Raw genomic sequence first — 4,799 nt, 5'->3', positions numbered from 1 at the left:
GGAAACGCTCCTGGAGCCGTCGGCCGGCCCGCAGCGCCAGCCGGGACTTGCCGACGCCGCCCGCGCCGGTCACCGTGACCAGCCGGCCGGCCGCCAGCAGTCGCGCCAGCTCGGCCAGTGCGTCGGCGCGGCCGACGAAACCGGTCAGCTCGGCCGGGAGGTTGCCCGCCATACCCATGGTGCACGGAGCGTACTGGTCCGAACGCGGAACGTACAGCCGCGTGCCGGGCCGGCCGCCGATCTGCTAAGGACGGGCCCCGCCGGCGGGGGCCGGCCGGCGCCGCCGCCACGTCGGTGCGTTACGGGTGGGCAGGCCCGGCGCGATAAGGTCGGGAGTCCCATCGGCGCGGTGGGACACAGGACAAGAGCGAGGAGAGCGGCAGCGTGTCCGGTGGAGAGGTGGCCGGCCTGATCGTGGCGGTCTTCTGGGCGATCCTGGTGTCGTTCCTCGCCGTCGCACTGGCCCGGCTCACCCAGACGCTCAAGCGCACCACCGAGCTGGTGGCCGGGATCACCGAGCAGGCCGTGCCGCTGCTCGGCGAGGCATCCGAGGCGCTGCGCACCGCCCACACCCAGCTCGACCGGGTCGACACCATCACCTCGGACGTCGCCGAGGTGACCGCCAACGCCTCCGCGCTCTCCTCCACCGTCGCCTCCGCCTTCGGCGGTCCCCTGGTGAAGGTCGCCGCCTTCGGCTACGGGGTGCGGCGCGCGGTCGGTCTGCAGACCGGCGACGCCGGCCGCGCCCGTGCCAGGACCGTCAAGGGCAAGGTGGTGCCCGCCGCCCGGCGTGGCCGCCGCCGCAACCGCACCGAGGACTGAGGGCTGAGGTTCTATGTTTCGCCGCCTGTTCTGGTTCTGCACCGGCGCCACTACCGGTGTCTGGGCCACCGTCAAGGTCAATCGCGCGCTGCGCCGGCTCAGCCCGGACAGCCTGGCCGCCACCGCCGCCGACCGCGCGCTGGAGACCGGCGCCCGGCTGCGGCTGTTCGCGCACGACGTGAAGGCCGGGATGACGCAGCGCGAAGGCGAGCTCCACGACGCCCTCGGCCTGCGGGGCAAGACCGACACCCCGGGCCTGCCCGCGGCCCGGACGGGCGCCCGGGTCCTGCCGGGGCAGGACCCCGACTTCCCGGCACCGCGCCGGGGCATCACGCACGACGCTGCGAACGAGACGTCTCGCGGACCTGAGAACCGGAAGGACGAACACTGATGGAGTCGGCAGAAATCCGCCGCCGCTGGCTGCGCTTCTTCGAGGAGCGCGGGCACACCGTCGTGCCGTCGGCGTCCCTCATCGCCGACGATCCGACCCTGCTGCTGGTCCCGGCCGGCACTGGTCCCCTTCAAGCCGTACTTCCTCGGTGAGGTCCAAGCCCCCCTTCGCGCGTGCCACCAGCGTCCAGAAGTGCGTCCGCACCCCGGACATCGAAGAGGTCGGCAAGACCACCCGGCACGGCACGTTCTTCCAGATGTGCGGCAACTTCTCCTTCGGCGACTACTTCAAGGAAGGCGCCATCAAGTACGCCTGGGAGCTGCTCACCTCGCCCCAGGACAAGGGCGGTTACGGCCTGGACGGCGACCGGCTCTGGATCACCGTCTACGAGGAGGACGACGAGGCCGAGACCATCTGGCGCGATGTCATCGGCGTCCCGGCCGAGCGGATCCAGCGGCTGGGCAAGGGCCCCAACTTCTGGTCCATGGGCGTGCCCGGGCCCTGCGGCCCCTGCTCGGAGATCAACTACGACCGCGGCCCCGAGTTCGGCGTCGAGGGCGGCCCCGCGGTCAACGACGAGCGGTACGTGGAGATCTGGAACCTGGTCTTCATGCAGTACGTGCGCGGCGCCGGCGAGGGCAAGGACGACTTCCCGATCCTCGGCGACCTGCCCGCCCAGAACATCGACACCGGCCTCGGCCTGGAACGCCTCGCGATGATCCTGCAGGGCGTGCAGAACATGTACGAGACCGACACCCTGCGTGTCGTCATCGACCAGGCCACCGAGCTCACCGGCGTCCCCTACGGCCGGGACCACGACTCCGATGTCGCGCTGCGGGTCGTCGCCGACCACATGCGCACCTCGATGATGCTCATCGGTGACGGCGTCACGCCCGGCAACGAGGGCCGCGGCTACGTACTGCGCCGCATCATGCGCCGCGCCATCCGCAACATGCGGCTGCTGGGCGCCACCGAACCGGTCGCCGCCCCGCTCATCGACGTGGTGCTCACCACCATGGGCGAGCAGTACCCGGAGCTGCTCACCGACCGCAAGCGGATCGAGACGGTGGCGCTGGCCGAGGAGGCCGCCTTCCTGAAGACCCTCAGGGCCGGCACGAACATCCTCGACACCGCCGTCAGCGAGACCAAGGCCGGCGGCGGCAGCGTGCTGTCCGGCGCCCAGGCGTTCCTGCTGCACGACACCTGGGGCTTCCCGATCGACCTCACCTTGGAGATGGCCTCCGAGCAGGGCCTGTCCGTGGACGAGGACGCCTTCCGCCGGCTCATGAAGGAGCAGCGGGACCGGGCCAAGGCCGACGCCCGCGCCAAGAAGACCGGCCACGCCGACCTGTCCGCCTACCGCGAGGTCGCCGACCGCTCCGGCGGCACCGTGTTCACCGGCTACACCGAGAACAACAACGAGGCCACGGTCGTCGGCCTGCTGGTGGACGGCCTGCCCTCGCCCGCCGCCACCGAGGGCGACGAGGTCGAGGTCGTGCTGGACCGCACGCCGTTCTACGCCGAGGGCGGCGGCCAGCTGGCCGACACCGGCCGGATCCGGCTGGACACCGGCGCCGTGGTCGAGGTGCGCGACGTGCAGCAGCCGGTGCCGGGCGTCAGCGTGCACAAGGGCATCGTCCAGGTCGGCGAGGTCACGCTGGGCGCGGCCGCGCACGCCCAGATCGACCTGGTACGCCGCCGGGCCATCGCCCGCGCGCACAGCGCCACCCACCTGACCCACCAGGCGCTGCGCGACGCGCTCGGCCCCACCGCCGCGCAGGCCGGCTCGGAGAACTCACCGGGCCGCTTCCGCTTCGACTTCGGGTCACCGACCGCCGTGCCCGGCACCGTCCTGACCGACGTCGAGCAGAAGATCAACGAGGTACTCGCCCGCGAACTCGACGTCACCGCCGAGGTGCTGCCGATCGCCGAGGCCAAGAAGCAGGGCGCCATCGCCGAGTTCGGCGAGAAGTACGGCGAGCACGTCCGGGTGGTGACCATCGGCGACTTCTCCAAGGAGCTGTGCGGCGGTACCCACGTCGGCAACACCGCCCAGCTGGGTCTGGTCAAGCTGCTCGGCGAATCCTCGATCGGCTCCGGGGTGCGCCGCGTCGAGGCGCTGGTCGGCGTGGACGCGTACAACTTCCTGGCCCGGGAGCACACCGTGGTCGCGCAGCTCACCGAGCTGGTCAAGGGCCGCCCCGACGAGCTGCCGGACAAGATCTCCGCGATGCTCGCCAAGCTCAAGGACGCCGAGAAGGAGATCGAGAAGTTCCGCGGCGAGAAGGTGCTGCAGGCGGCCGCCGGGCTGGCCGCCTCCGCCGCCGACGTCAAGGGCCTCGCCCTGGTCACCGCGGCGGTGCCGGACGGCACCGGCGCCGACGACCTGCGCCGGCTGGTGCTCGACGTCCGCCAGCGCGTGTCGGGGGGCCGCCCGGCCGTGGTCGCCCTGTTCGCGGTGGCGAACGGCCGTCCGCTCACCGTGATCGCCACCAACGAGGCGGCCCGCGAGCGCGGAATCAAGGCCGGCGAGCTGGTGCGGACCGCTGCCAAGACCCTCGGCGGCGGGGGCGGCGGCAAGGACGACGTGGCCCAGGGCGGCGGCCAGGACCCGTCGGCCGTACCGGACGCGATCGAGGCCGTGCGCCGGCTCGTCGCCGAGAAGGCATGACGGACCCCGGCGTGACGGACCGACCGCCGGGTGCCGGCCAGGAAAGCGGGCCCGGATCCGGGCCCGCGCCCGGGATGCGGCGCGGGCGCCGGATCGCCGTGGACGTCGGGGACGCCCGGATCGGGGTCGCGTCCTGCGATCCCGACGGCATCCTCGCCACTCCGGTGGAGACGGTGCCCGGCCGGGACGTCCCGGCGGCGCTGCGCCGGCTCGCCGCGATCGTGGCGGAGTACGAGCCGATCGAGGTCGTCGTCGGCCTGCCCCGGTCCCTCAACGGCACCGAGGGGCCGGCGGCGGTCAAGGTCCGTGCCTTCGCGCACAGTGTGGCGAAAGTCATCGCACCCGTTCCGGTGCGCCTGGTGGACGAGCGGATGACCACCGTGTCCGCCACCCACGGGCTGCGTGCGTCCGGCGTCAAGGCGAAAAAGGGACGCTCCGTGATCGATCAGGCGGCAGCGGTCATTATTTTGCAAAGTGCCCTGGAGACCGAACGGGTGTCTGGTAAAGCTCCGGGCGAGAGCGTCGAAGTAGTCATCTGATCGCGATACGGTAACGTTCCGCGCGACACGGCGGCGCCCTCAGGGTGCCGCCCGTTTCGCAGGGTCGGCAGGCTCTTGCCGACCGCTCACCAAGGGGATCGATGACCGACTATGGCCGGGGCTCCGGCTCCGAACCGTGGCACCCCGAGGACCCGCTCTTCGGTGATGTGTACGAACAGGGGCAGGGCTACCCGCAGCATCCTCAACAGCCGCAGCAGCCCCAGCAGCAGGACGGCGGCTGGCAGGATCCGTATGCCCCCGGTCAGCAGCCCCCGTACCCCCAGCAGCAGGGCTACCCGCAAGGGCAGTACCCCCAGCAGGGGCAGTACCCGCCGCAGCCCCAGCAGCAGTACCCGGCGCACCCGCAGCCGCCCCA

3 protein-coding genes and 2 pseudogenes are annotated in these 4,799 nt (G+C 72.2%); all 5 read left to right on the top strand.

What is annotated here, in order from left to right; genetic code table 11:
- Positions 1 to 384 precede the first annotated feature (384 nt).
- Positions 385 to 822 carry a DUF948 domain-containing protein gene (locus GA0115240_RS01640; protein ID WP_093734850.1) on the top strand — a complete coding sequence of 146 codons (438 nt, stop codon included), beginning with the start codon at positions 385 to 387 and terminating at the stop codon, positions 820 to 822.
- A 13-nt stretch (positions 823 to 835) separates the two neighbouring features.
- A complete protein-coding gene (locus GA0115240_RS01635; protein WP_093734849.1) occupies positions 836 to 1,213 on the top strand; it encodes a DUF6167 family protein in 378 nt (125 codons plus the stop codon).
- Positions 1,213 to 3,884: pseudogene (gene alaS, locus GA0115240_RS01630) on the top strand (alanine--tRNA ligase). The gene GA0115240_RS01635 and the pseudogene alaS overlap by 1 nt, the downstream one beginning before the upstream one ends.
- Positions 3,885 to 3,958: 74 nt before the next feature.
- Positions 3,959 to 4,423, top strand: a complete 465-nt coding sequence (gene ruvX, locus GA0115240_RS01625) for a Holliday junction resolvase RuvX (protein WP_093734848.1) — start codon at positions 3,959 to 3,961, stop codon at positions 4,421 to 4,423.
- A 101-nt stretch (positions 4,424 to 4,524) separates the two neighbouring features.
- Positions 4,525 to 4,799: pseudogene (locus GA0115240_RS36540) on the top strand (hypothetical protein); the annotation flags it as partial.

This window comes from Streptomyces sp. DvalAA-14, assembly GCF_900091855.1.
In the GTDB taxonomy this organism is placed as follows: domain Bacteria; phylum Actinomycetota; class Actinomycetes; order Streptomycetales; family Streptomycetaceae; genus Actinacidiphila.
Note: the sequence above shows the minus strand (reverse complement) of the source record. Positions and strands in the feature narration are given on the sequence as shown.

Excerpts from the sequence above, each read along its gene's own strand:
- GA0115240_RS01635 (WP_093734849.1), top strand. The coding sequence starts at position 836 with ATGTTTCGCCGCCTGTTCTGGTTCTGCACCGGCGCCACTACCGGTGTC.
- ruvX (WP_093734848.1), top strand. The coding sequence starts at position 3,959 with ATGCGGCGCGGGCGCCGGATCGCCGTGGACGTCGGGGACGCCCGGATC.